This window comes from Shimwellia blattae DSM 4481 = NBRC 105725, from assembly GCF_000262305.1.
Lineage (GTDB): Bacteria > Pseudomonadota > Gammaproteobacteria > Enterobacterales > Enterobacteriaceae > Shimwellia > Shimwellia blattae.
Genome location: NC_017910.1, coordinates 2,106,304 through 2,128,440 on the forward strand (window position 1 = coordinate 2,106,304; position 22,137 = coordinate 2,128,440).

The following is a 22,137-nucleotide window of genomic DNA, read 5'->3' on the forward strand; positions in this document are numbered from 1 at the left end:
GGCAAGAGAGATCACTAATCCGCTCACTCTAGACAAATTCCTGGCTCAAGCCAATCTCTTTTGCTTTTGCGCCACAGGCGTGAAAATTCAACAGGATAATTCATATTTGCCGATTAATTCGGCCAGTTCTGGTGAGATAACCGCCAGGCCCGCGCCCCCGGCGGGCGACTTTATTTTTCAGCCCGGGGCTTGACGCGGACGGCAGAGTATTGCTCTGCCCGGGTGGCGGGGTTAGTCGAGGGTGACCAGCGACCTCATAATGCGTTTAAACAGCTGCATGCGGGTGCGCATAAAGCGGTTTTCCACCCGCAGACCCGCCCGGGAATTGAGGCCGATGCGTAACATGCGATCCCGGTGTTTAATGCAGGCGGGCCAGTTCAGCGGCCCTTCCAGTTGCCGGTGGTGGGTATCTGCCACGGTGGCAAACTGAACCCAGTAGTCGGCCACCTGGCGGGCAAAGGCCAGATCGCGCCCGTTAACGTACTGGCACGCCGGTGGCGTTGTCGCCAGGGTATCAAAGACATAGGGCACTTCGTTGCCATGCCATGTGCCGTGGGGGTAGGTTTCCCTCTCCGCTTCGGCCACATAATCAAACCAGTAGCGCCAGCAGGGCTGCCCCTGGCGCTGCTGGGCCTGCATCGCCACAAATCCCATGGTGGTAAAGGCCATATCCCGGCACAGCTGGCGCCCCAGCTCCAGATCGTTACTGACCCCCGGATACAGCAGGCGGATAAGCCCCAGCCCCAGGCGGCGCTCACGGCGCATCCGCTGGATTTGCGCCTCCAGATCCACCCCGAACCAGGCCATAACGCTGGCCTCATCACTGTTGCTGCCAATCATCAGCGGCAGCGGGTGCTGGCGGGCGGCGAGAAACGTCTCCAGCATGGGTTCCGGCAGGATCTGGTCACCGCAGATAGGCACCGGGCCGGTGGTGAGTGGCGCAGGCAGGTTGATCAGCTGCTGCGCCGGTATGGCGCGCAATTGCGCGAGTGTGGCCTGCTCCAGGCCAAAGTGCGCCCCCAGGGCGCTGGCCTTACGGGCGGCGGCAGCGGCGGGCAGATCCGCAAGTGTATAGGCGCTTTGCACGATGGCCTTATGAAACAGCCCCCTGGCCCGGGGGGATGCCATCAGCGACAGGACGCTGCGCGCCCCGGCCGACTCGCCAAACAGCGTGATATTGTGGGCATCGCCCCCAAAGGCGGCAATATTGTCCTGTATCCAGCGCAGGGCGGCTATCTGATCGCTCAGCCCGAAGTTATACAGCGCCTCTCCCTGCTGCTCTTCCGCCAGTGCCGGGTGGGCGAAAAACCCCAGCTGACCCAGCCGGTAATTGACGGTAACCACCACCGCCCCGCGCCGGGCAAGGGATTTCCCCTCATAGGGCGGCAGGCTGGCGGCCCCGATGGTGTAGCCGCCACCGTGCAGCCAGACCATAACCGGCAGCGGCCTATGATGCTCCCGGGGGCGCCAGATATTAAGGTAGAGACAATCTTCCGAGAACGGCCCCGGATCGCCCCCGCCCAGGGTCTGGCAGCTTTCACGATCCTGCCAGCAGGCGGGGCCGAAGGTGTCGGCCACGAAGGGGGTATCCCGGCGGACCGGCGGGCGCGGCGCCCGCCAGCGCAGCTCGCCCACTGGCGGGGTTGCGTAGGGGATACCGCGCCACAGGGCGATATCCTGTTCAATAATGCCGATGATAGTCCCCTGCGCCAGAGTGACGACCGGCACGTTCTGCTGTTCCATCTGTTTCTCCCGCTAACGCTACCTGCCAAGCGTACCGGGTTTACAGCAGACCGCAACGTTGTTTACTGCGATCTTCTTCGCGCTGATACAGGGTGTATTCGTTGTAGACCGGGCAGCCGAGCGCATATTCGAAGCTGTTCTGGCTGCTCTGCCCGGCGCTGAGCGTATAGCTTTCAATGCCAAGGCTGGCACAGATATTCGCCGCCGCGCTGAGCGGCAGAAAATCTTCATAAATGATGGGGCGGGCCTCCAGCCAGCCGCGCCGGATCAGCATTTGCGGGTCGTCCGTGCACAGGATGGTGCGCCGGTTGCTTTCGCCCTGGGGGGTCAGCCGGTAGCGGAAGTACGCCAGCTGCTGCTGTTGCAGCAGCTCTGCCGTGTCGGGAAAGCGGGTAAACACCTGCTGGAGCCGTAACTGGTGGCTGACATTATCAGTGGCGCTGCCCGCCTCCTGTAACAGGGCGTCGTACAGCGCCCGCCCTTTTGGGGTCAGCGCCATGCCCCGCTGCTCCACGGCACCAAACCGGGCCCGGCGCACCCCCGCCTGATCGCCGAACAGCACCGGCTCCCGGGGGGCACGAAAACCGGTCTGGCGGATCAGCAGGGGCAATATTCTGCGCGGCGGCCCTTCAATAATCGCCCGGGGCTCCAGGCCATATTCCGGCATCAGCGCCTGTACCCGGTCAATGTCCAGGGTGCGCGGGGCCAGGTGCGTAATGTGGCAGCCATGAAAGCAGACCACATCGGCCAGTAGCGGGTGGTACTGGCTCAGCGCCTGCCAGGCAGAGTGCCCCACCTGCGCGCGATGCTGCCAGCTAAAGAGCCCGAGGATTTCGGCAATAAATGCCCGGGCCTGGTCGTGATCAAAGCCGCCGGTGGCCTCATGCTGATCCAGCAGGGCCCGGCAGCGACGGCTGAAAATATCCCGGGAGGCGAGAAGATCGGTAACCCGGCGGCGCACCGCGGTATCGGTGATAAGCTCCGGGCGCAGCAGCGCGGTAAACACCCGGAACGGATTGCGCCGCAGCGCCAGTTCATCCACCGGGCGAAATGCCGTGGCGTGGGCAGGCACCCCCGCCACCGAGAGATCATAATACCCGACCGGGAACATCCCCATCACCGCAAAGATACGCCGCAGCAGCGCCAGCTCCTGCCAGGTGCCCACCCGTATTGCCCCGTGGCGCTCGACATTCAGCCGGGACAGCTCATCGCTGTTTACCAGTTGCTCATGGAGCGTGCTGTTGCGCTCCAGCACCGCCAGGTTGACGTCTGCCACCAGCTCCAGCAATGCACCGTACTGGGGAACTTCCTGCTGATACATAGCCGATATTGCCTGAGCAAAAAGCTCACGCACCTCATCCGCCGTTATTATCCGGGCCATAGTCTTCTGCTTTCAGGTTGCCTTGCTGCAAAGCGTAGATAACCGGAGATCCCGGCGCGGGAAGAATCTGTTTTTTGTGATCCCGATGGCGGGATAAGTTAACTATCAAGGTGTTGCCGCTTAAATGTTAATAAAATTTTGCAATGCAGTTATCATAATTTAACAGTACCACTTGTTTCACCTGCGGGGCTGCTTTAAACAATAGCCATGGAAAAAAATGTTCTGTTTAATCAGCGCATTCGCTTGCGCCACCTACATACCTTTGTCGCTGTTGCTCAGCAGGGGACGCTCGGACGGGCCGCAGAGACGCTGAATCTCAGCCAGCCTGCCCTGTCCAAAACCCTCAATGAGCTGGAGCAGCTGACCGGCACCCGCCTGTTTGAACGCGGCCGACTTGGCGCGCACCTGACCCTGTCTGGCGAGCAGTTTCTGACCCACGCGGTTAAAGTGCTCGACGCCCTCAACCATGCGGGACAGGCGCTGCATAATCCGCCCCGGGGCCCTTCGGAAGTGGTGCGCATTGGCGCGCTGCCGACCGCCGCACTGGGGATCCTGCCGCCGGTTATTGGCCAGTTTCACCGCCAGCAGCAGGATGTTACGCTGCAGGTGGGCACCATGAATAACCCGATGATCCTCTCCGGGCTGAAATCGGGCGAGCTGGATTTAGGCATTGGCCGGATGTCTGATCCGGAACTGATGACCGGGCTCAACTATGAGCTGCTGTTCCTCGAGTCCCTGAAACTGGTGGTGCGCCCGGATCACCCCCTGCTGCATGATAATGTCACCATGAGCCGGGTGATGGACTGGCCGGTGGTGGTCTCCCCGAAAGGTACAGCCCCGCGCCAGAGCAGCGAGGCACTGCTGGCGGAACAGGGCTGTGAACTGAGCGCGAACTGTATCGAAACGCTGTCGGCGTCTTTGTCGCGGCAGTTGACCATTGACTACGATTATGTCTGGTTTGTACCTTCCGGGGCGGTCAAAGACGATTTGCGCCAGGGTGCGCTGGTGGCGCTTCCGGTGCCGCAGACGGGAACCGGCGAGCCTATCGGTATTCTGACCCGGGTCGATACGCCACTCAGCGGCATCGCAATGCGCCTGCTGTCGGCTATCCGTAAATCGATGCCCGGCTGATCAGCCCATCCAGTAAGCGAACTCCCAGGCCGCCGTTGCCACCAGCGCCAGTAACAGGGCGCTCAGGGCGGCCAGCCACCAGCGGCGGCGCCAGACGGCAATCCCCAGCAGTATCCCCAGCACCGAAAGGCTCCAGGGCCAGGCAACAATAATGGTCAGCCAGCCAATGATCAGATAGTCCTTCAGCATATTCCCTCTACCTGCTAACGCTGGATGGATGCGATCCCTGCCGGTTTCCCGAACAGAAATCCCTGAATTTCCGTGCAGCCCTCTTCTTCCAGCACGCGAAGCTGGGCCAGGGTTTCCACCCCTTCCGCCACCAGCGGGGTATGAATCGCCTTGCCCAGTGAGATAATCGCCCGCACAAAGGAGCGGGCCTCCGGGTGGGTTTCTATGTTCTCCAGAAAGCAGCGATCCAGTTTGATGACATCGAAGCGGAAGTCCCGCAGCGTGCTTAATGAGGAGTAACCGGTGCCGAAATCGTCCAGCGCGATGCTGATCCCCATCTTCTGAAACTGGCGCAGGATGTTAAATGTCAGCGTTTTGTCGATGATAAACGCCGTTTCGGTCACTTCGAACTCCAGCAGGCTGAGCGGGTAGGCCATGCGTTTGAGGATTTCGCGCACATTCTTAATAAAGTCATGGTGGCGAAGCTGCACCGGGGAGATATTCACTGAAATGCGCTTGCGGATATTGCCGGCCAGGGACTCGCGGCAGACTTGCTCAATAACCCAGTAGCCCAGGGGGATAATCGCCCCGCTCTCTTCCGCCAGCGGGATAAAGACATCCGGCGGGATCTCCCCGTAAACCGGGTGATGCCAGCGCAGCAGGGCTTCATACCCCGTGATGCTGTTATCCCGCAGTGCCCGTTTGCCCTGGTAATGCATAAAAAACTGCCCGGCAGCCAGCCCTTTGCAGATATCGGCGGACATCAGGTTGCGCATCCGGGTTTTTTCGTCCATTTCCGCTGCGTACCAGCAGATGTTGTGGTCGACATCGGCCTTAGCCCGGTGCATGGCAAGATCCGCGTTACTGATCAGCATGTTGATATCGGCGCCGTCGTCCGGGTAAACCGCGCCGCCAATACTGGCGCTGATGGCGATTTCACGGCCATTTATCCGGTACTGGCTGTTAAAGCACTTATCCAGGCGGCGGGTAAATTGCTCCCGCTCACCGGGGGTATTGAAGGGTTTGACTGCGACGAACTCATCGCCGCCGAAGCGGGCAATAAGCTCATTTTTACCGAGCATTTCCCGTGCCCGGTGGGCGGCACGCTGGAGGATCTGATCCCCGGTGCCGTGACCATAGAGATCATTAATATCTTTGAACTTATCCAGGTCGATGGTGAAGATGGCGACCTTGTAATATTCGCCACGGGTCAGCACCGATGCGATAAAATTAAACGATTCGCTGCGGTTTGGCAGGCTGGTCAGCGCGTCATAGCGGGCCAGATGGGCAATTTTGTCCATCACCTCTTTCTGTTCACTGATATCGCGGGTGATTTTGGCAAAGCCCAGCAGGTTTCGCTGCTCATCATAGATGGCATCAATAATAACGTGTGCCCAGAACCGGGAGCCGTCCCGCCGGTAGCGCCACCCTTCGCCTTCGAATTTCCCCTTCTGGCGCGCAATGGCTAAATTATGGGCCGGCAGGCCGATCCGCTGCTCGCTGGCGCTGTAGAACAGACCAAAATATTTGCCCGTGATCTGGCTGTGGGTGTAGCCCTTTGCCCGCCTGGCGCCCTCATTCCAGCTGGCGACGGTGCCATCAGGGTTCAGCATGTAGATGGCATAATCTTTAACGCTTTCAATAAAATGGCGATATGCAATATCGGTCAGGCGGTCGTTAGTCATGGATGAGCCATCTGGAAGAAATTCACCTAATCAGCATAATGATACAATCTATATTATCCGCAGCGGCCACTCCAGAACAAACACCGGGCAGAGGGATGGTGACAGTGTCACCAAAAGGCAGGAAAGCCGCCTGCGGGATGGCAGGCGGAAAAACAGACGGGAGGGTTATTTATCGCCGAAGTAGATCACCGTGCGGATAGATTTGCCCTGGTGCATCAGTTCGAAGGCGTCGTTAATCTGCTCCAGCGGCATCCGGTGGGTAATGAACGGGTCGAGGCGAATTTTCCCGGCCATGGCATCTTCCACCATTCCCGGTAGCTGGGTGCGCCCCTTCACGCCACCAAATGCCGAGCCCCGCCACACGCGGCCGGTCACCAGCTGGAACGGACGGGTGCGAATTTCCTGCCCGGCACCGGCAACCCCGATAATCACGCTTTCACCCCAGCCTTTATGGCAGCACTCCAGGGCAGCGCGCATCACGTCGACATTACCGATACATTCGAAGCTGAAGTCCACCCCGCCGTCGGTCATTTCAACGATCACCTCCTGGATAGGCTTGTCGTGATCTTTCGGGTTGATGCAGTCTGTGGCCCCCATATCCCGGGCCAGCTCAAATTTCGCCGGGTTGGTATCAATGGCGATAATCCGCCCGGCTTTCGCCTGTACGGCCCCCTGGATTGCCGCCAGGCCGATACCGCCTAACCCGAAGATAGCGACGGTGTCCCCGGCTTTTACTTTGGCGGTGTTATGTACCGCACCGATCCCGGTGGTGACGCCGCAGCCCAGCAGGCAGACTTTATCCAGCGGGGCCTGGGGGTTCACTTTGGCAAGCGAGATTTCGGCCACCACAGTGTATTCACTGAAGGTGCTGGTGCCCATGTAGTGATAGACAGGCTCGCCCTTGTAGGAGAAGCGGGTTGTGCCGTCTGGCATCAGCCCTTTGCCCTGGGTGGCGCGCACCGCCTGGCAGAGGTTGGTCTTGCCGGATTTGCAGAATTTGCACTCGCCGCATTCTGCGGTGTACAGCGGAATAACATGGTCGCCGGGTTTCAGGCTGGTCACGCCCTCCCCGACTTCCACAACAATACCGCCGCCTTCATGGCCGAGGACCGCCGGGAATACACCTTCCGGATCGTCGCCAGACAGGGTGAAGGCATCTGTATGGCAGACGCCGGTGTGGGTGATTTTAACCAGCACTTCACCTTTTTTCGGTGGCGCGACATCGATCTCAACAATTTCCAGCGGTTTTCCCGGGCCAAAGGCCACGGCTGCACGAGATTTCATATGCTCTCTTCCTGTGGTGGGAATGGTTTTATTTCAGGTACGAACGAATAAGATGGGCCACATCGGCCATCCGCTGCTCACGCTCCCGGGCAGTGGTTTCACCGCTGACCAGTTCGTCTTTCAGGTGGATTTCCAGCATTTCGCTCATCAGCCCATTAGCAGCGCCCCGGACAGCGGCTATTTGCTGGAGTATCGCCAGGCAGGGCTCACCCCCTTCCAGGGCCCGCTCCAGCGCCTCTGCCTGCCCGCGGATACGCCGTACCCGGGTGAGGATGCGTTTTTTGTCTTGTGGTGAATGGGGCATTGTGCGGCCTCTGTATACTATAGGGGGGTATGGTATATGATCTGCTATGTTATTGCAAAACAAAGAAAATTGTTTTATTTCATAAAGTTATACAAATGGCGTTTCGAACATAAATAGACATAACAGGTATTTTTTGTGTCCCAAAAGTGTCCCCGAACGCGATTTTGTCCCCAAAGTGTCCCCAAAATGTCCCAAAATCCGGGCCCGGAATCGGGGGTGAATTCTGCTTCCGGCGTGAAGATCTCAGCAGGGATCCGGAACACAAAATGCTAATAAAATGTGAAAACAAAGGGCGCTCAATAACAGGAAAGGATAGTAGACGAGGAAGAAAGACAACGATCCGGACGTGCGACTAATGCCAAATCTTTACCGGATGATAATTACGCGGCATCGCGGAGACATCCGCCGCCATAAGCTGGGTGCGCATATTGTTAGTCCAGCCGCGCTTTGGCGCGCCCCAGAAGTACATTCCCCTCGGTACCAGGGATATAAAGGCATCGTTTCCCTGCAGGTGAAAACATTCCTGCAGAAACCACCCCACCGTCAGGCCGCCTGGTTCAACCCACCCGCGGGGATTAGGTAGCGACAGCGCCAGCTGGCCGTGCCCCATATGGCCGACAGGAGTCCAGTTCGCCCCACTATTATGGTGAGCATGGTTCGGATACCCCGGATCCAGCCACTTAACGCTGGTCAGCATCAGAAAATTCCAGCCAGAATCAAAAATTATTCCGCCGCCAGAATTAAACATCTGGATCCCGAATGCTGATCGTTCCGGTGGCGTCCAGATGTCATATATAAAATACTCAATATCTGCGATGTGTTTGTTCCACCATTTCATTACCCGCATATGCCGCCATATCACCGCTCCATGCCCCATGGAATCTGCCGTCTGGCTGGGATAAGCACATATGCGGGAATCCGAATTCACCGGGCGGAAAAAAACTAGCGGGCAATTAAATGCTGCCAAATCCATATAACAAAAACTAAAAGGCTCTGAGGATGAGCCTCTCGAAAAGTGGCTATTTTTGATAAGACCAGACGATCGCAAAACATAATTGACGTCCTGCTCACTGGCAATGGAAAGATCATGTTTATTAACCAGCTGGATACCGTAATTAGCCATAATAAACACCCCAGTGTAGGGTAAATCCCCCCTCGCAAAGGTGACCACCTAAATCGTCTGGATACCCCGACCTATCGCTACAGACATGGATAAAATCGGGGCCAATATTGATAACCGGTGGCCGGAATGAAAATACCAGGCCCTTTGGCACAACGACATGATTCATGAGCGTACAGTAGGCAAAGGGTGTTCCTCCGTTAAAGTGAATCCCGTGGATCCTTTCATTAATGGCCTCGCGACGTACAGGAAAGTCGCGCCACCCCAGCTGGCGCGACATAATCACATTATGGTCAAAACGCAAATTCCCTCGCTCATCAAAAACCTGCCACCCATAAGTCATTTACAAACGCCCCACTTTGAACCTGACGACGTTATTCGCATCAGTAAATAACAGGTTATTGTCATTTTTACTCAGCCGCCAACCGCCACCGGCGCCATATCCGGTTGACTGAAGTGAGCCTGATATTTTGCCACTGTCGATAGTGCCATCCTCGATCCTGGCTTTATCAATAAACATTTCATTTCCTTTAGCTATCATCACCGGTACGGATTTTTTGCTGGCACGGTTATAGAGCGCAAAGCTCTCTGCATACATCACCAGGCTACTGGTTTCACCATCGCTACCCAGAACAATACCGGCCCCCACTTTTTTGCCGTTATCGGTTTCCACTTTAATGGAATACAGTGCACTGAGCTGGCCATCCAGACCGGCTACTGTTTTTCCCTGGGTTTGCAGGGTTGATGACATATCGCCAACGGTTGTACTGAGGCTGGTCAGGGAGCGTGTCGCCAGCGTTATTTGTCCTTCTGCCTGCGTCAGTCGGGTGGTCAATGAACGCACTGCACTGCTATCAGCCTTACCGGCTACCGAATTTTGCAGACTGGTTATCTGCTGGCCTTGTGCTGTGGTTTTCCCTTCCGCACTGGTTACTCTGGCGGTCAGGCTGGTGAGTGCCCTGGCGGCTGCATCTGCCCCTTCCTGCGCGGCATGGGCATCAGTGATGTCCGTGATCACCACATCATCGATAAACAGCTCATAGCCTGGTGTGCCGTTCCCGTTAGCTCCCCGGGTGGACACCCAGACCACCCCGCGGGTTTTCCCGGCGCCCGGCAGGCGCAGTTTGCCCGTGAATTTCACCCATTGGTCCCGCGCGCCCAGGGTTGCCTCCGTAATACGGATGGCACTCTGCCAGGAATTCTTTCCGGCCACATCCTTTACCCACAAACCAACGATTGTCTGCCAGCCCGGCGAGGGCGATTCGCTTTCCGGCATCATGGCCCAGAGCTCGAAGGTATAAACCGCCCGCTCCCGCACGTTTGACCAAGGGCCCAGAGCCTTATCACTGTTTCCGAGCTCTCCGGGGCTACGCCTCAGGCACAGGCTCCGGCTGCCAGTAAATTTACTGCTGTCCACCACAAAGGCACTGGCGCCACCGAGGCGCTCACCAACGGCATAGCTTTCCAGGGAGCCGTCAAACCAGGGATTAGAAATCTGGTTACGCAGGGTGTTTACCCGGCTTGTCAGCGTGGTGACACTTTGCGACTGGGAGATCAGTGCATCTTCTGTTTTGTTTATCCGGCTGGTCAATGTGTTTACCGCCGCGCTGTCGGCCTTTTCAGTAAGTGATTTATTCACAGAGGATAAGCCGTTTTTTAACGCAGTGATCGCTGTCCCCTGGCTTGTCAGCCGGTTCCCCTGCTGGATAACCGTGTTATTTAGCGTTGAGATGGCCGCAGCATTAGCGCTGGATTTCATCATGGCACCGGATGCCGTGCCCAGGCCCGCCATGACGCCATTAATGAAGACTACCGATGTTGAAACGATAGCTTCGGCGCTGTTACCTCCGGGCGCCGATACCTCCAGCCCACCACCAGCTTTTAACCCTTTGCGCCCCAGCAGAATATAAGCTCCGCGAAAAGGTAATGTGTTAATCACTTCGGATGTCCCGCCCAGAGTCATTAGCGCATCGCGAATGATCTCCCGGGATCGGGATGGTTCATCGTGGGTCAGTACACAGATCCAGCTCCCGTTATCGAGCGCTGCGATATCCGTTACCATTTTTTCCGCCGCTGTTTTACTCCCGTAAACGTCATATTTTGTTGCTGAATCTACACGGGTCGAGCCATCACTCTGCGGCCTGAACGTAATCAGGTTATAACTGCGCCCCGGGGCAAACAGCCGTTTGCCACTCTCATCATATAAACCGGTAACAGCACTGGAGCCATTCCCTCTGGCAGTCACGGTAAACACGGTCCGGCGATTTAAAGACGCCTGCAACTGTGTAGACCGGGAATTTACCGCCACAATGTCGTTCTGATGCTGAACAACGGTATTTGTCAGAGAATCCAGCGCCCGGGCAGCCCCATCCGCAACGCCTTTCGTGGTAGATAACTCATTCTCCAGACGGGTTATCTGCTGGCCTTGTGCCGTGGTTTTCCCTTCCGCACTGGTTACTCTGGCGGTCAGGCTGGTGAGTGCCCTGGCGGCTGCATCTGCCCCTTCCTGCGCGGCATGGGCATCAGTGATGTCCGTGATCACCACATCATCGATAAACAGCTCATAGCCTGGTGTGCCGTTCCCGTTAGCTCCCCGGGTGGATACCCAGACCACCCCGCGGGTTTTCCCGGCGCCTGGCAGGCGCAGTTTGCCCGTGAATTTCACCCATTGGTCCCGCGCGCCCAGGGTTGCCTCCGTAATACGGATGGCACTCTGCCAGGAATTCTTTCCGGCCATATCCTTTACCCACAAGCCAACGATTGTCTGCCAGCCCGGCGAGGGTGATTCGCTTTCCGGCATCATGGCCCAGAGCTCGAAGGTATAAACCGCCCGTTCCCGCACGTTTGACCAGGGGCCCAGAGCCTTATCACTGTTTCCGCGCTCTCCGGGGCTACGCCTCAGGCACAGGCTCCGGCTGCCAGTAAATTTACGGCTGTCCACCACAAAGGCACTGGCGCCACCGAGGCGCTCACCAGCGGCATAGCTTTCCAGGGAGCCGTCAAACCAGGGATTGGAGATCTGATGACGTAATGTGTTGATTCGGCTGTTCAGTGTGGTGAGATCCTGAGACTGAGAAGTTAGCGTATTTTCCGCCCGGGTAACACGATTGTTCAGCGCAATCACGGCGGTACTGTCAGCTTTTTTATTCAGATCCTGGCGCGTTCCCTGTAACCCATTATCCAGAGTAGTAATCGCAGCCCCCTGGCTGGCCTGGGTTTTACCATGCTGTTCGGTTAACGACTGCAGCCTGTTAATAGCGCGGGCATTCACAACATTACCGGACTCGGTCTTCCCTACCCGGTTAGTTAGTGCCGTCAGTGCCTCACCCTGTGCCGCAATAGATCCAGCCTGCTGCCCGACAGCCTGGGTAAGGGACTGAAGTGCCGTACTGTCGGCTTTTTTACCCAGCCGGGTTTCCAGGTGGCTCAGTTTGCTGGCATGCGCTTTTTGTTCTGAGGTCAGAGAGCTCAGAGACTGCGTAACCGTCGCCTGGTTTTCATCAAACAGGGTTTGCAGTGACCTTCTGGCGCTCGCCTCAGCTTTGTCCGCAGTGATCCGGGCATTCATCTCCTGAAACAAGAGGCCTGATTTCAGGTCCGCCAGGTGATGGCTCTCTGAATTTCCCCGTACCTGAGTCGCAAGTGTCTGCCGGTTCACAGCCTCTGCTGCATCGGCCCGGGTTCGGGCCTGCTTCTCCTCCTGCAACGCAGCAACACCCGCACCGGGGGTTGGCCTGCCGACAGCAACCCAGTCGATAAGAAAATAATCCCGTTCATTCTGGCCAGCCGCCAGATCCAGCCTGAAACGGCGAATGCTCTCTGACGGATTCCATGGAATATCCTGTATGGTCAGGGTGGCCACACCGTCCGGATCATACTCCGGCTCTTTGAACACCAATGCCCGGTGGGCAGACCACCCCGTTTCACCGACACCAATCCACCACAATTTCCCGCGCCATACAGGCATTCCGTTACGCTTAATACGCAACTTAATAAACCGGTAAGCGCTGGCGTCAACAGCCATATGATTTGGTGATCGGGCAGAAGATTGGGTGTTTTTCGCCCGTAGCCAGCCATCATCTGTAACGGTCATAGGAATGCGGCTGGCGTCATCCTCTGTCCAGCCATCTGGCCCGGTATCGAAATACCAGATTTTCAGACTATCGAACTGCTCACCCGTGCCCGCCGCAATCTGCGCCATCTGTCCGGCCAGTGACGAATTAACATCCTGAATCAGGTTACGGGTTTCCCGGAATGCCGCCTCACGAGCGGCCTTCTCTGCCAGAAGCTGATCTGCCGCCTCCGATGCCATCAGCCGGATTGACTGGATACGATCGGCGCTCTCTTTGAGAACGGCTGCTGTCCAGCCTGCCTGACTCTGTGCCAGTGACTGGCTGAGACTGTTACCCGTCAGCTTTACCTGCTGACTGAGCTTATCGTCACCGGCGATGCGTTGCTTGTCGGCTGTTTCAATGCGCTGCCCCAGAGCCTGAGACACCTCGCTGACCTGCTGATCAATGTCACTTCGCAGGGCGTCGGCCTCTTCACTCAGAGCCTGATGAACCTCCCGGATATCACGCTGGCTCTCCTGCCAGGCGGGCGTATCACGCATAGCCTCAGTGAGCTGGTTGTAATAATCTCCCACCTTATCGCTGGCCATGCCCATCACCCATTCGGTCCAGGGACTTTTGTTGCCCAGACGATCCACGATCCGTGCCTGGTACCAGAATACGGCGGCGATTTGCAGGCCCATCTGCTGATACCGCTGCCCCGGGTAGGCCACACTGGACAGAATCCGGGGATTGCGGCCATCCCGGTTAGCACTGTACTGCAGTTCCGTATGCTGGGTATCTTCGGCGCCTGGGGGAAATGCCCAGGTCAGTTCGACGCCATGGAGCAATGATGTTGTCGTCAGGGCCAGGGGCATGGCGGGCGCCCCTTCCTTCCCCTCCAGGGTCTGTAACGCAGAATATCCCCAGCTACTGGACACATCAGCGGCATTAATGGCCCGGACGCGGACCTGATACTGCCCCCCATAAATACCGGTGACATCAAATGACGTGGTCGTGGTCCGGGGCACATGGTTCCAGTTGCCGTGATTACGGCGCCACTGAACCTGGTAGACAATGGCATTTTCCACTGCCCCCCAGGACACCCGCATGGTGGCCACGCGGATCCCCTGCTGCACCACGGAATCGGCGGTTATGGTTATCTTGTCCGGTGCGCGCTGGTTTGACGGCGGGATAACGCTGACGGGACGTTGTTCAATAACCGCACCGCTATCGATACGGGCGAATTTATCCGGGTCATGGGAGGCGGCCACAATGGTGAACGAGGCATCATCGTTTTCTTTTACGCCGGTCACGCGGTATTGCTGTACCCGGAGATCATCAAATTCCAGCGCCCATACGGATTCCTTTTGTGGCACCTCACCATAGGCCGTCGTGACCGTGACCTGCTGGCCGCTGATCGCTTTAATGGTGCGGCTCTGGGTTACGCCTGACGGTAAATTAACCAGCAGCCGGTCACCGGGCCCGGCCGCAGTTTTACGGTCAAGGGTAATAACCCGGCCGTCCACCGCACAGATGCGTCCGCCATTCACTTTCCCGGCCAGCATTTCATCGGCCACCCCGATGATGTAACCCGGCTGCGGAATATTGCCATCGAGACCTACGGAAAACGTCACCAGGCGATCTTTGTTATTGGTGAGGATCCCCCATCGACCTTTGCGGTTTGCCTCCGACTGGCGAGTACAGCCGATGGCCGTCAGCTCGAGCTGGTTAAAACCATAGCGGGCCACCAGGTCACGCTCAAATACCGGCTCCGTGGCATCCGTGTAGGCGTTGTCCGGATCGGACCACGACACCAGCGCATTGGTATAACGAACCTTACTGGTAGTGCCGGAATAGCGAAACTCGCCATTGATAACATTCGCCCTGGTATAGGTGTAATCAATATCCCGGGGCATATCAGCCAGGGTGACAATTTGATCCCCGCTCCAGCAGGTCAGGCCGCGGTAGATGGCGGCGAAGTCCCGCAGAACACTGTAAGCATCAGCCCGATCCTGAATATAGACATTACAGATATAACGCGGCTCGGTTCCGGCACCGCCTTTACCATCCGGAACCGGCTGATCGCAGTAACGGGCGATGTTATACAGGCTCCATTTATCGATATTGGCGGCCGATAAACGGTGACCCAGGCCAAACCGGTCACTGACAACCAGATCGTAAAATACCCACGCAGGGTTATCCGTCCATGCCCATTTGAAGAGCCCCTGCCAGAGACCGCTATATTGCCGGGTTTCCGGATCGTAGTTGTCAGGGACGCGGATCACCCGGCCGCGGGGTTCACAGGCAATCTGGGGAATCGAGCCATTAAATTGGCTGGAATCAAACTCTATATACAGCAGTGCCGTATTGGGATAGCGCAGTTTGGCATCGATGACTTCGGTATAACTTTGCAGGGTCATCCCGTCACCAATTTTGGCACTGTTGGCATCGGGGGTGATTTTGCGTAACCGCAGAGTCCATGTTGTGCCAGCGGGCGGGAGATCAATTCGGTGGCTGCGTTCATAACCCGATGTAGTTTTCCCCGTAACAGCAGCATTCAGTACTGTTATCCAGGTGCCACCATCTGTCTGTAGATCGACAGCATAAGCAACAGAATTACCCACCAGATCACCGTTACTTTCCTGCTTATACAGGGATGGCCACTTTAACCGCAGGCGGATCGCCGATAGCTGAGTGTTGGTAAAGGTATGGGTCCAGGCTGTCTCATCAGATACCGCAGTGCCTACAGATATTTCATTTTCCGTCCCTGGAATTCCCGGGATATGAGTCTGCATCTGCGTGCCGGGCCTGAAATCCCACACAACACCAGTAAAGTTTTCCGTGCCGTCGGCATTTTGCAGCGGCGTGCCGTTCAGATAGATATCCCTTCCGCTCAGACCACCAGCGAATTCACCTTCCCCCAGCGCCAGCAGGATTTTGGCTTTGGCTACAGATTGCAGGTCATCCGGATGTTCCGACGGTGTACGGGATTTGGATTGCCCGCCTTTGTGCCCGGTTATTAATTTCGCCATATTGCACCCATAAAAAAACCGCCCTCAGGCGGTTAATTGAAAATGGTCTGGTTTACTGCTGATCTTCGACATAAATCCCGGCGGAAATAATCGCCCCGCCAATCCGCCGCTGGCCATACATTAGCGGCACCGGGTATCCCTGAGAGATGGTATTCGTTACGCCGCCGAAGGCATAGCTGGCCTGGTTTTCCGTCGCCTGTTTACGGGCCAGCCCTCCGGCCTGTGGCGAAAGCATCTGGATAACACCGCCCAGCGCAACCGATGCCCCCAGTTTCATTATCGGCACACCTATGGCACCGCCGCCGAAATAGGTAATGACTCCACCAGCGACCACCAGTACGGCGCCCAGGATAGTCTGGAGTACACCAGCTCTTTTGCTGCCAATTATCACAGGAGCGATCCTGATGGCCTCTTCGCTGTGATCCATTCCCAGCTCCTCCGCGACAAGGTTTCGTTTGCCGCTAAATACAGCGTAAGTCAGGCCACGCTGCTGGCTGGTATTTAAGAAACGTTCAAAACCCGGCAGCAGGATATTCAGAGCCCGGATGGCTTCACTGGCGGACGATACGGCCAGCCGGAACTCCCGGCCAAAGGTTGCGCCTAATATGCCGTACAATCTGATAGTGCGCAGCTTATCGCAGGACGGAGATGTGGGCATATTTCCCCCAATGAAAAACCCGCAGAGGCGAGTTGGTAAATACAGTTCAGAACGAGACTCACATACTGACAGCGTAAAAGTGCTCCCTACCGTCATGATGGCTTTCAGTGATTATTACCACTTTTCCCTCCTTTTAATCTGGCAATATTTTTCTCGATCAAATATTCGAACCTATTTGAATATTCAATGCCGTGAACGGACTTTATTTTTTCTAACTCAGGATGATACGAAACAAGGATTGCCAGGGGAGTATGTTCAGCCATACCATCCAGCATTAGTCGTGATAATGCATCGAGATTTTCAGTATTAACATCACCGTTCCTGTCAATAATATTTAAAACGTCGACACCATGAATCAATACCTGCCGCCTGCTTTTGTCCAGATTGTGCCCACAGTGCTTACAAACAACTGCCGTAGCCTTTACCTTCTCTACACATGCCGGACAAATCTCCACACCACGATATGAATTTCCGATAAAAATTGCTGCTATGTATGCCAGAACCCCAATGATCAATAAGGTACATCCAACGATAATGAAGATTTGCCGCTGCGCAATAAGCCCAATGTTATTGACCGATCGCCCCAACGCTGTATAGACAGTTACATCCATATTTAACGAATAGATTAAAGCAATAATAGATATCGATATTATTAGAATTGATATTGTTTTTATCATTACGAATTCCTTTCCAGATAAATAGAACAAACGTTTATCATATGAAAAAGAATTTAGCATCAATAAAGCATAAACAAGAACTTCATTTCAAATTAATAACTCACGTGGTTCATTAGCACTAATTAATAACAACGCGCTGATATATCATATAATTATCAATGAAAACACGTGAATTTAACTGTTGGCAGTGAAAACAAAAAAACAAATGTCATTAACTAAAAAAATGAAATTCAAAAAAATTTATTAATCCACCATCTAACTCAGCGCCATCATATAATTAACATTAAAAAAACCACTAATAAATCCCCATAATCATAAAAAGTAAAAATGCGAACACATTTTTGCTGGCAATTATCACAGGAGCGATTCTGATGGCCTCTTCTCTGTGATCCATTCCCAGCTCCTCCGCGGCGAGGTTTCGTTTGCCGCTAAATACAGCGTAAGTCAGGCCACGCTGCTGACTGGTATTTAAGAAACGTTCAAAACCCGGCAGCAGGATATTCAGAGCCCGGATGGCTTCACTGGCGGACGATACGGCCAGCCAGAACTCCCGGCCAAAGGTTGCGCCTAATATGCCGTACAACCTGATGGTGTGCAGCGTATCGCAGGGCGGAGATACGGGCATATTTCCCCCAATAAAAACCGCAGGGTCTAGTTGGGATTGATTATCATTTATGTTAGTTATGTACCAAAAGCAGTCGCTGCTAACTTTGTCCCATATTCATCAATGGGCGCAGGTCAATCTATACGCTAATTGTTTTGCACTTAAGTTATGAATTATAGTACCTATAGTGAAATTAAGTACTTTTGTCCTAAGGAAGCAAAGTTGTGAAAGATTTTTCAAAATACTCAAAAGCGTTAGGGATGGCTAAGTTCTATGTTTATGCATTTTATGATACTGAAGACGCCGCTAAAAAGCCGTTTTATATAGGCAAAGGCAAGTCAGAACGCTGTCTTGATCATATAAAGTATAATGATGGCTCTCCGAAATCAGAACGAATTAATCATCTGTTAAAAAAAGGAAATCTGGGTATCGATATATTACGCCATGGCATGGATGAGGCAACCGCGAAGCTTGTTGAAGCAACATGTATTGATCTCTTAGGTGTCGGAGAACTGACCAACAAAGTACGAGGAAGCAGCTCCCTTATGGGGCGAATCACGCTGGATGAACTAAACTATCTCCTCCTTAAGCAAAAAACGGAAATCGCACCTGAACATGCAGGGCTCGCTTTTTTACTAAACAGCACCTACAAGTCCGGCATGAGTGCACTTGAATTATATGAAGCTACGCGTGGCGTCTGGGCAAAAGTACCAAAAGATGAAAACCTAAAATTTGCATACGCCACCTACGGCGGTTTGGTGATGGAAGTTTACGAGATACAGTGCTGGATAAAGGCAGGCTCTCAGCAGTACTTTACCCGGGAACTGATCATCCCCCCCGAAACTAACCGTTCAGAGTTTGTTGGACGAATCGCATCACCAGAAGTCAGAAAATTATATGTAGGCAAGCTAATCAAAAAATCGCGCAGTCATGGTAGCCCTTTCGTAAAAGTCGGGCTGGAGTAATAAACTGACCTGCTCCCCGTTGATTAATACACCTCAATGCTAGTCATGTTGTTGAGGCTGCTAATATCCGCACCTCGCTCTAAGCAGTCACACAATGAGATCATTTCTCAGGAGAGTGCTCCCCCTCCGCTAAATCGCAGGGGGGATTGTGGCTATCCACTTATTTCATTCACATCGCCAGGCGCATAAGTCCTGCTACCTCGAACTCAGCCAGGCATGGCTTTCCTACCGGCGACGTCAGTAACTTACGGAACTCAACCTCCATATCAGCAGCAATAGTATCGAATTCACTACAGCCGCAAATAACATGCCTAAGTAAGTCCTTTCAAACTTTTTGCTCCTACCTGTAAGGGTGTCCGTTTTGCGTACCTCCTTTTCATCCAGAATTTCAGCGCCTACGCGACGTGACTCGTCTAATCTTATTGCCTGTTACGTCAGGTTGTTTAGCAGCGTCTCCGGCCGTATAGAGTATTGCTCTTCAATAGCCAGGAGTGGGATAGTATTAAAACCGACCAACGGATTAATCAGGGATGCAGCCAGCGTCTGGTGCGCTAGCGGATCAAGTCATGGTTACAGTGTCATTATTTCATGAGCACTGATGATTTTCTTTTCCAGTGCCTGTGCTTTCAGTTGTTCGGCTTTTGCCAGGCAATATTCCGTAATGCCGGAGTCATTTTTTGGCATTACCGGGAGAGTCTGCATATCCTCCAGCTTATCAACCAGAGCACGGCGTATAGACTTTGACTCCCGGGTCGCAACGCGAAGAGCTTGTTTAATGTTCATCTCAATTACCTCTGCCGGACACCCGCCGTGGGAGCCCGAGGGCTTTACACTTTTTGTGTAAAAATCCCCATCAAGTTCATTGGTCGATTTTTCAATAAAATTGTTATTGCATATTTCCGATTTATCGCACTGTCTCCGTGCGGCATCAACTATTTACAGAAATTTTAATTATCTGAGAAAAACCCGCAAAAGCGGGTTTTTCTGCCTATCAAAATAAAGCCTTAAGCCATTTCAGGGAACAACTCTTCAACTTTATTTTCTACGGTATCTGCAACTGATTTCGTTTTGTCTTTTGCATTCAAAATAGAGATCGTCTCACGATATTCAGGTGCAAGTGCGTACTCTGTAAATGACGCATCAAAACCAAGCGACTTAACCTTGCTCTCAATATCTGATAGATTAACATTAAAAAACTCCTTACGATTATTCACCATATTTACCCGGTATGCAGAAAACTCATTATGTAGACTGCTTTCAAGTGCTGGTGCATCATCGGAGTAAATTAATGCATGAATATCAAACTTAAACGGTACTGATGCAGATCCCAGTTCATTAACCCGGTCTTCAGGTTCAAGCCGTCTGGTTAAACCAATTTTATAGACATTCTCGCCAAACGCTCCAATATTAGAAATTACATAGACATGGCCGCTGCGGGTTAACTGAGCCTGAGATTTTGCACGCTCAGATAAAGCCCTTGCCTCTTCAACCTGAAGCTCCAGGTCAGCAATTTTAGCTTCGATACGAGATTTTTCTTCAGCATTTGCCTTCTCAAGCTCTTTTTTTGCCCTTTCCATTGCCTTCTGGAAGTCCCGCTCTGCCTTTTGTTCATCGCGAATAGCTTTATCGTATTCACGCTGTGCCTTCTCTTCCTCTCGTTGCAATTCACGCTCTTCTCTGAGAATATCTTTCTCTTCCTGAATCTTAAGTTCTTTTTCGTGACAAAGCAGTAATTCTTCCAGCCGTAAATTCAGATAATCATACGTGATACTTATATTCATTGATTGTCCAAATTTATTGAGGGCATCAAAAGCACTTTCAATACGTTTTTTCAGTTGTTCAACATTGCCTGCTTTAATTTTACCAATAGCAGCATCACATTCGCTATTGAATGCTCTGATGAGCAATTTCACATAACGCTTGATCATTTTTTTACCTTCTGCTTTGCTACCATTCACTTCCCAACTGGTATTAAAGTCACAGGCAACATCTTTTCGAATTAGACTCTTTTGCTTTTCTTTATTGTAGATAATGGCTTCCTGGAAGGCTTTCGAATCATGATAGTCGAAACGCGGTTTGTACATGCCATAATCAATCATATCAACAGAATCACTAACTTCCGCGAGTTTTACAGAAAGCCCCAACAATAACTGCCGCTTTTCATTATACGATTGTTTTAATTCAGTCAGTTCTTGTTCCTGAGACGCAATAAGTTCCCTGGATGCTTTTTCTCTTCGTTGTATATCTGCATACTTATCTTTAACTTCTTTATCTATTGCCTGGCGCTTTTTATTAACTTCACTATCTATCTCATTTCGTTTATCTTTCACTTCTTTATCAATAGCATTACGGCTGGACTTTTCCTCATCATCCATAGCCTTTTTCATTTTTCGTGCTTCTTCTTCAAGATCAACAATCTTGCTGTAACGTAAAAGATCGCTTGCATGCTTTTTCTTCAACAAAATATGCATCACAATCATAACAACGAATAAAACAGCAAGAACACCTGCTGTTATTGTTAGTCCCAGGAGCATTTAAAAATCCTCTTCCCTTAAAAAAGTAAGAGAATAGTACCAAATGTTGCCATATTTATCATGGTGATATGTTCATGTACTCTTACCCTGAAAAACACCATCATACCGCACCACCTTCATCGTTCTGTCCCGCCAGTATCCGCCATAGGGCACCTGCTGGCTCAGATGGCCATACAGATGATGCAGCAACATATTCCCCTCCAGCAGGATCCCGGCGTGGTTCCACTTGTTCGCCTGAACCTGCATCAGCACCACATCCCCGGGCCGGGGCGCACCACTAAACTCCCGAAAACCGCACTCATACCAGCAGTCCTGATAAAAATTATCCGGGTACGCATCTTCCCACCAGGGGTAATCAACCCGGTAATCAGGTAGCTCAATGCCGTGGTGCTGGCGGTAATAATCCATCACCAGCCCCCAGCAGTCGTAATGACCCAGCACAAATGGCCTGCCGATTAATGGCAACTGCCCCCTGGGGGTGATGGTGCGGATATCGCCATCGGGCCAGCTGATGATATGCCAGGGTAGCAAGCTGGTATCGCACTGGGCCTTATCCAGTTCGCTCGGCTGACTGGTTGCATCGGGATGGCTGTGAACAATTCCAGTGATGGTGCCCCACGCTTCCACTTCCGCATAGTCCTCTGGCGCCAGAATAAAGTGTTCCGCAGGATCGGCTGCCAGATTACGACACGGAAAATAACGTTCTGAACGTCTGCTGCCGGCAATCAGTCCGCAGCACTCTCTGGGGTATTCTGCCGCGGCATGGGCCTTAATGGCCCGGATGGTTCGCTGGTACATT

16 protein-coding genes are annotated in these 22,137 nt (G+C 53.5%); 2 read left to right on the forward strand and 14 right to left on the reverse strand.

Features of this window, described 5'->3' with window-relative positions; translation table 11 throughout:
- Nucleotides 1–231 precede the first annotated feature (231 nt).
- Both EBL_RS09805 and hglS read right to left on the reverse strand, forming a co-directional pair.
- The gene (locus EBL_RS09805) at nucleotides 232–1,743 is read right to left on the reverse strand and encodes a carboxylesterase/lipase family protein (RefSeq protein WP_002440860.1); all 1,512 of its coding nucleotides are present in this window, start codon (nucleotides 1,741–1,743) and stop codon (nucleotides 232–234) included.
- A 40-nt stretch (nucleotides 1,744–1,783) separates the two neighbouring features.
- The gene (gene hglS / locus EBL_RS09810; protein WP_002440859.1) at nucleotides 1,784–3,124 is read right to left on the reverse strand and encodes a 2-oxoadipate dioxygenase/decarboxylase HglS; all 1,341 of its coding nucleotides are present in this window, start codon (nucleotides 3,122–3,124) and stop codon (nucleotides 1,784–1,786) included.
- Between the two features lie 207 nt (nucleotides 3,125–3,331).
- Between hglS and EBL_RS09815 the strand changes: the two genes are divergently transcribed.
- On the forward strand, nucleotides 3,332–4,255 hold the full coding sequence (locus EBL_RS09815) for a LysR substrate-binding domain-containing protein (RefSeq protein ID WP_002440857.1): 924 nt from the start codon (nucleotides 3,332–3,334) through the stop codon (nucleotides 4,253–4,255).
- Here EBL_RS09815 and EBL_RS09820 read toward each other — a convergent pair whose 3' ends face one another.
- The 9 genes from EBL_RS09820 to EBL_RS09860 all read right to left on the reverse strand — a co-directional run bounded on the left by EBL_RS09820 (nucleotide 4,256) and on the right by EBL_RS09860 (nucleotide 17,860).
- Complete coding sequence (locus EBL_RS09820) at nucleotides 4,256–4,444, reverse strand: hypothetical protein (RefSeq protein WP_002440856.1); 189 nt, start codon at nucleotides 4,442–4,444, stop codon at nucleotides 4,256–4,258.
- 14 nt (nucleotides 4,445–4,458) lie between these two features.
- Nucleotides 4,459–6,108, reverse strand: a complete 1,650-nt coding sequence (locus tag EBL_RS09825) for a putative bifunctional diguanylate cyclase/phosphodiesterase (protein ID WP_002440855.1) — start codon at nucleotides 6,106–6,108, stop codon at nucleotides 4,459–4,461.
- 165 nt (nucleotides 6,109–6,273) lie between these two features.
- Nucleotides 6,274–7,392 (reverse strand): S-(hydroxymethyl)glutathione dehydrogenase/class III alcohol dehydrogenase, encoded by a 1,119-nt coding sequence (locus tag EBL_RS09830; protein ID WP_002440854.1) that lies wholly within the window; start codon nucleotides 7,390–7,392, stop codon nucleotides 6,274–6,276.
- Nucleotides 7,393–7,420: 28 nt separating this feature from the next.
- Nucleotides 7,421–7,696, reverse strand: coding sequence for a metal/formaldehyde-sensitive transcriptional repressor (locus tag EBL_RS09835; RefSeq protein ID WP_002440853.1), 276 nt, complete (start codon nucleotides 7,694–7,696; stop codon nucleotides 7,421–7,423).
- Nucleotides 7,697–8,048: 352 nt separating this feature from the next.
- The gene (locus tag EBL_RS20570) at nucleotides 8,049–8,819 is read right to left on the reverse strand and encodes a hypothetical protein (protein ID WP_126298258.1); all 771 of its coding nucleotides are present in this window, start codon (nucleotides 8,817–8,819) and stop codon (nucleotides 8,049–8,051) included.
- Nucleotides 8,820–9,159: 340 nt separating this feature from the next.
- Nucleotides 9,160–15,900 carry a TipJ family phage tail tip protein gene (gpJ, locus tag EBL_RS09845; RefSeq protein ID WP_002440851.1) on the reverse strand — a complete coding sequence of 2,247 codons (6,741 nt, stop codon included), beginning with the start codon at nucleotides 15,898–15,900 and terminating at the stop codon, nucleotides 9,160–9,162.
- 52 nt (nucleotides 15,901–15,952) lie between these two features.
- Nucleotides 15,953–16,558: a tail assembly protein gene (locus EBL_RS09850; RefSeq protein WP_002440849.1), complete on the reverse strand. Its 606-nt coding sequence runs from the start codon at nucleotides 16,556–16,558 to the stop codon at nucleotides 15,953–15,955.
- Between the two features lie 104 nt (nucleotides 16,559–16,662).
- Nucleotides 16,663–17,235, reverse strand: a complete 573-nt coding sequence (locus EBL_RS09855) for a zinc ribbon domain-containing protein (protein WP_014716027.1) — start codon at nucleotides 17,233–17,235, stop codon at nucleotides 16,663–16,665.
- A 295-nt stretch (nucleotides 17,236–17,530) separates the two neighbouring features.
- On the reverse strand, nucleotides 17,531–17,860 hold the full coding sequence (locus EBL_RS09860) for a tail assembly protein (protein WP_002440846.1): 330 nt from the start codon (nucleotides 17,858–17,860) through the stop codon (nucleotides 17,531–17,533).
- A gap of 203 nt (nucleotides 17,861–18,063) precedes the next feature.
- Here EBL_RS09860 and EBL_RS09865 point away from each other — a divergent pair, with 203 nt between their 5' ends.
- The gene (locus EBL_RS09865) at nucleotides 18,064–18,804 is read left to right on the forward strand and encodes an LEM-3-like GIY-YIG domain-containing protein (protein WP_002440845.1); all 741 of its coding nucleotides are present in this window, start codon (nucleotides 18,064–18,066) and stop codon (nucleotides 18,802–18,804) included.
- Nucleotides 18,805–19,374: 570 nt separating this feature from the next.
- Here EBL_RS09865 and EBL_RS09870 read toward each other — a convergent pair.
- From EBL_RS09870 to EBL_RS09880, 3 genes are all read right to left on the reverse strand, one after another.
- Complete coding sequence (locus EBL_RS09870; protein ID WP_002440844.1) at nucleotides 19,375–19,587, reverse strand: hypothetical protein; 213 nt, start codon at nucleotides 19,585–19,587, stop codon at nucleotides 19,375–19,377.
- A 221-nt stretch (nucleotides 19,588–19,808) separates the two neighbouring features.
- Entirely contained in the window at nucleotides 19,809–21,338 is a 1,530-nt protein-coding gene (locus EBL_RS09875) for an SNIPE associated domain-containing protein (RefSeq protein ID WP_002440841.1), read from the reverse strand.
- 72 nt (nucleotides 21,339–21,410) lie between these two features.
- A complete protein-coding gene (locus EBL_RS09880) occupies nucleotides 21,411–22,136 on the reverse strand; it encodes a C40 family peptidase (protein WP_002440840.1) in 726 nt (241 codons plus the stop codon).
- Between the last annotated feature and the right edge of the window lies 1 nt (nucleotide 22,137).

Coding starts and splice junctions, on each gene's coding strand:
- EBL_RS20570 (WP_126298258.1), bottom strand. CDS start 8,819: ATGGCTAATTACGGTATCCAGCTGGTTAATAAACATGATCTTTCCATT.
- EBL_RS09855 (WP_014716027.1), bottom strand. CDS start 17,235: ATGATAAAAACAATATCAATTCTAATAATATCGATATCTATTATTGCT.
- EBL_RS09805 (WP_002440860.1), bottom strand. CDS start 1,743: ATGGAACAGCAGAACGTGCCGGTCGTCACTCTGGCGCAGGGGACTATC.
- gpJ (WP_002440851.1), bottom strand. CDS start 15,900: ATGGCGAAATTAATAACCGGGCACAAAGGCGGGCAATCCAAATCCCGT.
- EBL_RS09830 (WP_002440854.1), bottom strand. CDS start 7,392: ATGAAATCTCGTGCAGCCGTGGCCTTTGGCCCGGGAAAACCGCTGGAA.
- EBL_RS09880 (WP_002440840.1), bottom strand. CDS start 22,136: ATGTACCAGCGAACCATCCGGGCCATTAAGGCCCATGCCGCGGCAGAA.
- EBL_RS09815 (WP_002440857.1), top strand. CDS start 3,332: ATGGAAAAAAATGTTCTGTTTAATCAGCGCATTCGCTTGCGCCACCTA.
- EBL_RS09860 (WP_002440846.1), bottom strand. CDS start 17,860: ATGCCCGTATCTCCGCCCTGCGATACGCTGCACACCATCAGGTTGTAC.
- EBL_RS09875 (WP_002440841.1), bottom strand. CDS start 21,338: ATGCTCCTGGGACTAACAATAACAGCAGGTGTTCTTGCTGTTTTATTC.
- EBL_RS09870 (WP_002440844.1), bottom strand. CDS start 19,587: ATGAACATTAAACAAGCTCTTCGCGTTGCGACCCGGGAGTCAAAGTCT.
- hglS (WP_002440859.1), bottom strand. CDS start 3,124: ATGGCCCGGATAATAACGGCGGATGAGGTGCGTGAGCTTTTTGCTCAG.
- EBL_RS09835 (WP_002440853.1), bottom strand. CDS start 7,696: ATGCCCCATTCACCACAAGACAAAAAACGCATCCTCACCCGGGTACGG.
- EBL_RS09850 (WP_002440849.1), bottom strand. CDS start 16,558: ATGCCCACATCTCCGTCCTGCGATAAGCTGCGCACTATCAGATTGTAC.
- EBL_RS09820 (WP_002440856.1), bottom strand. CDS start 4,444: ATGCTGAAGGACTATCTGATCATTGGCTGGCTGACCATTATTGTTGCC.
- EBL_RS09825 (WP_002440855.1), bottom strand. CDS start 6,108: ATGACTAACGACCGCCTGACCGATATTGCATATCGCCATTTTATTGAA.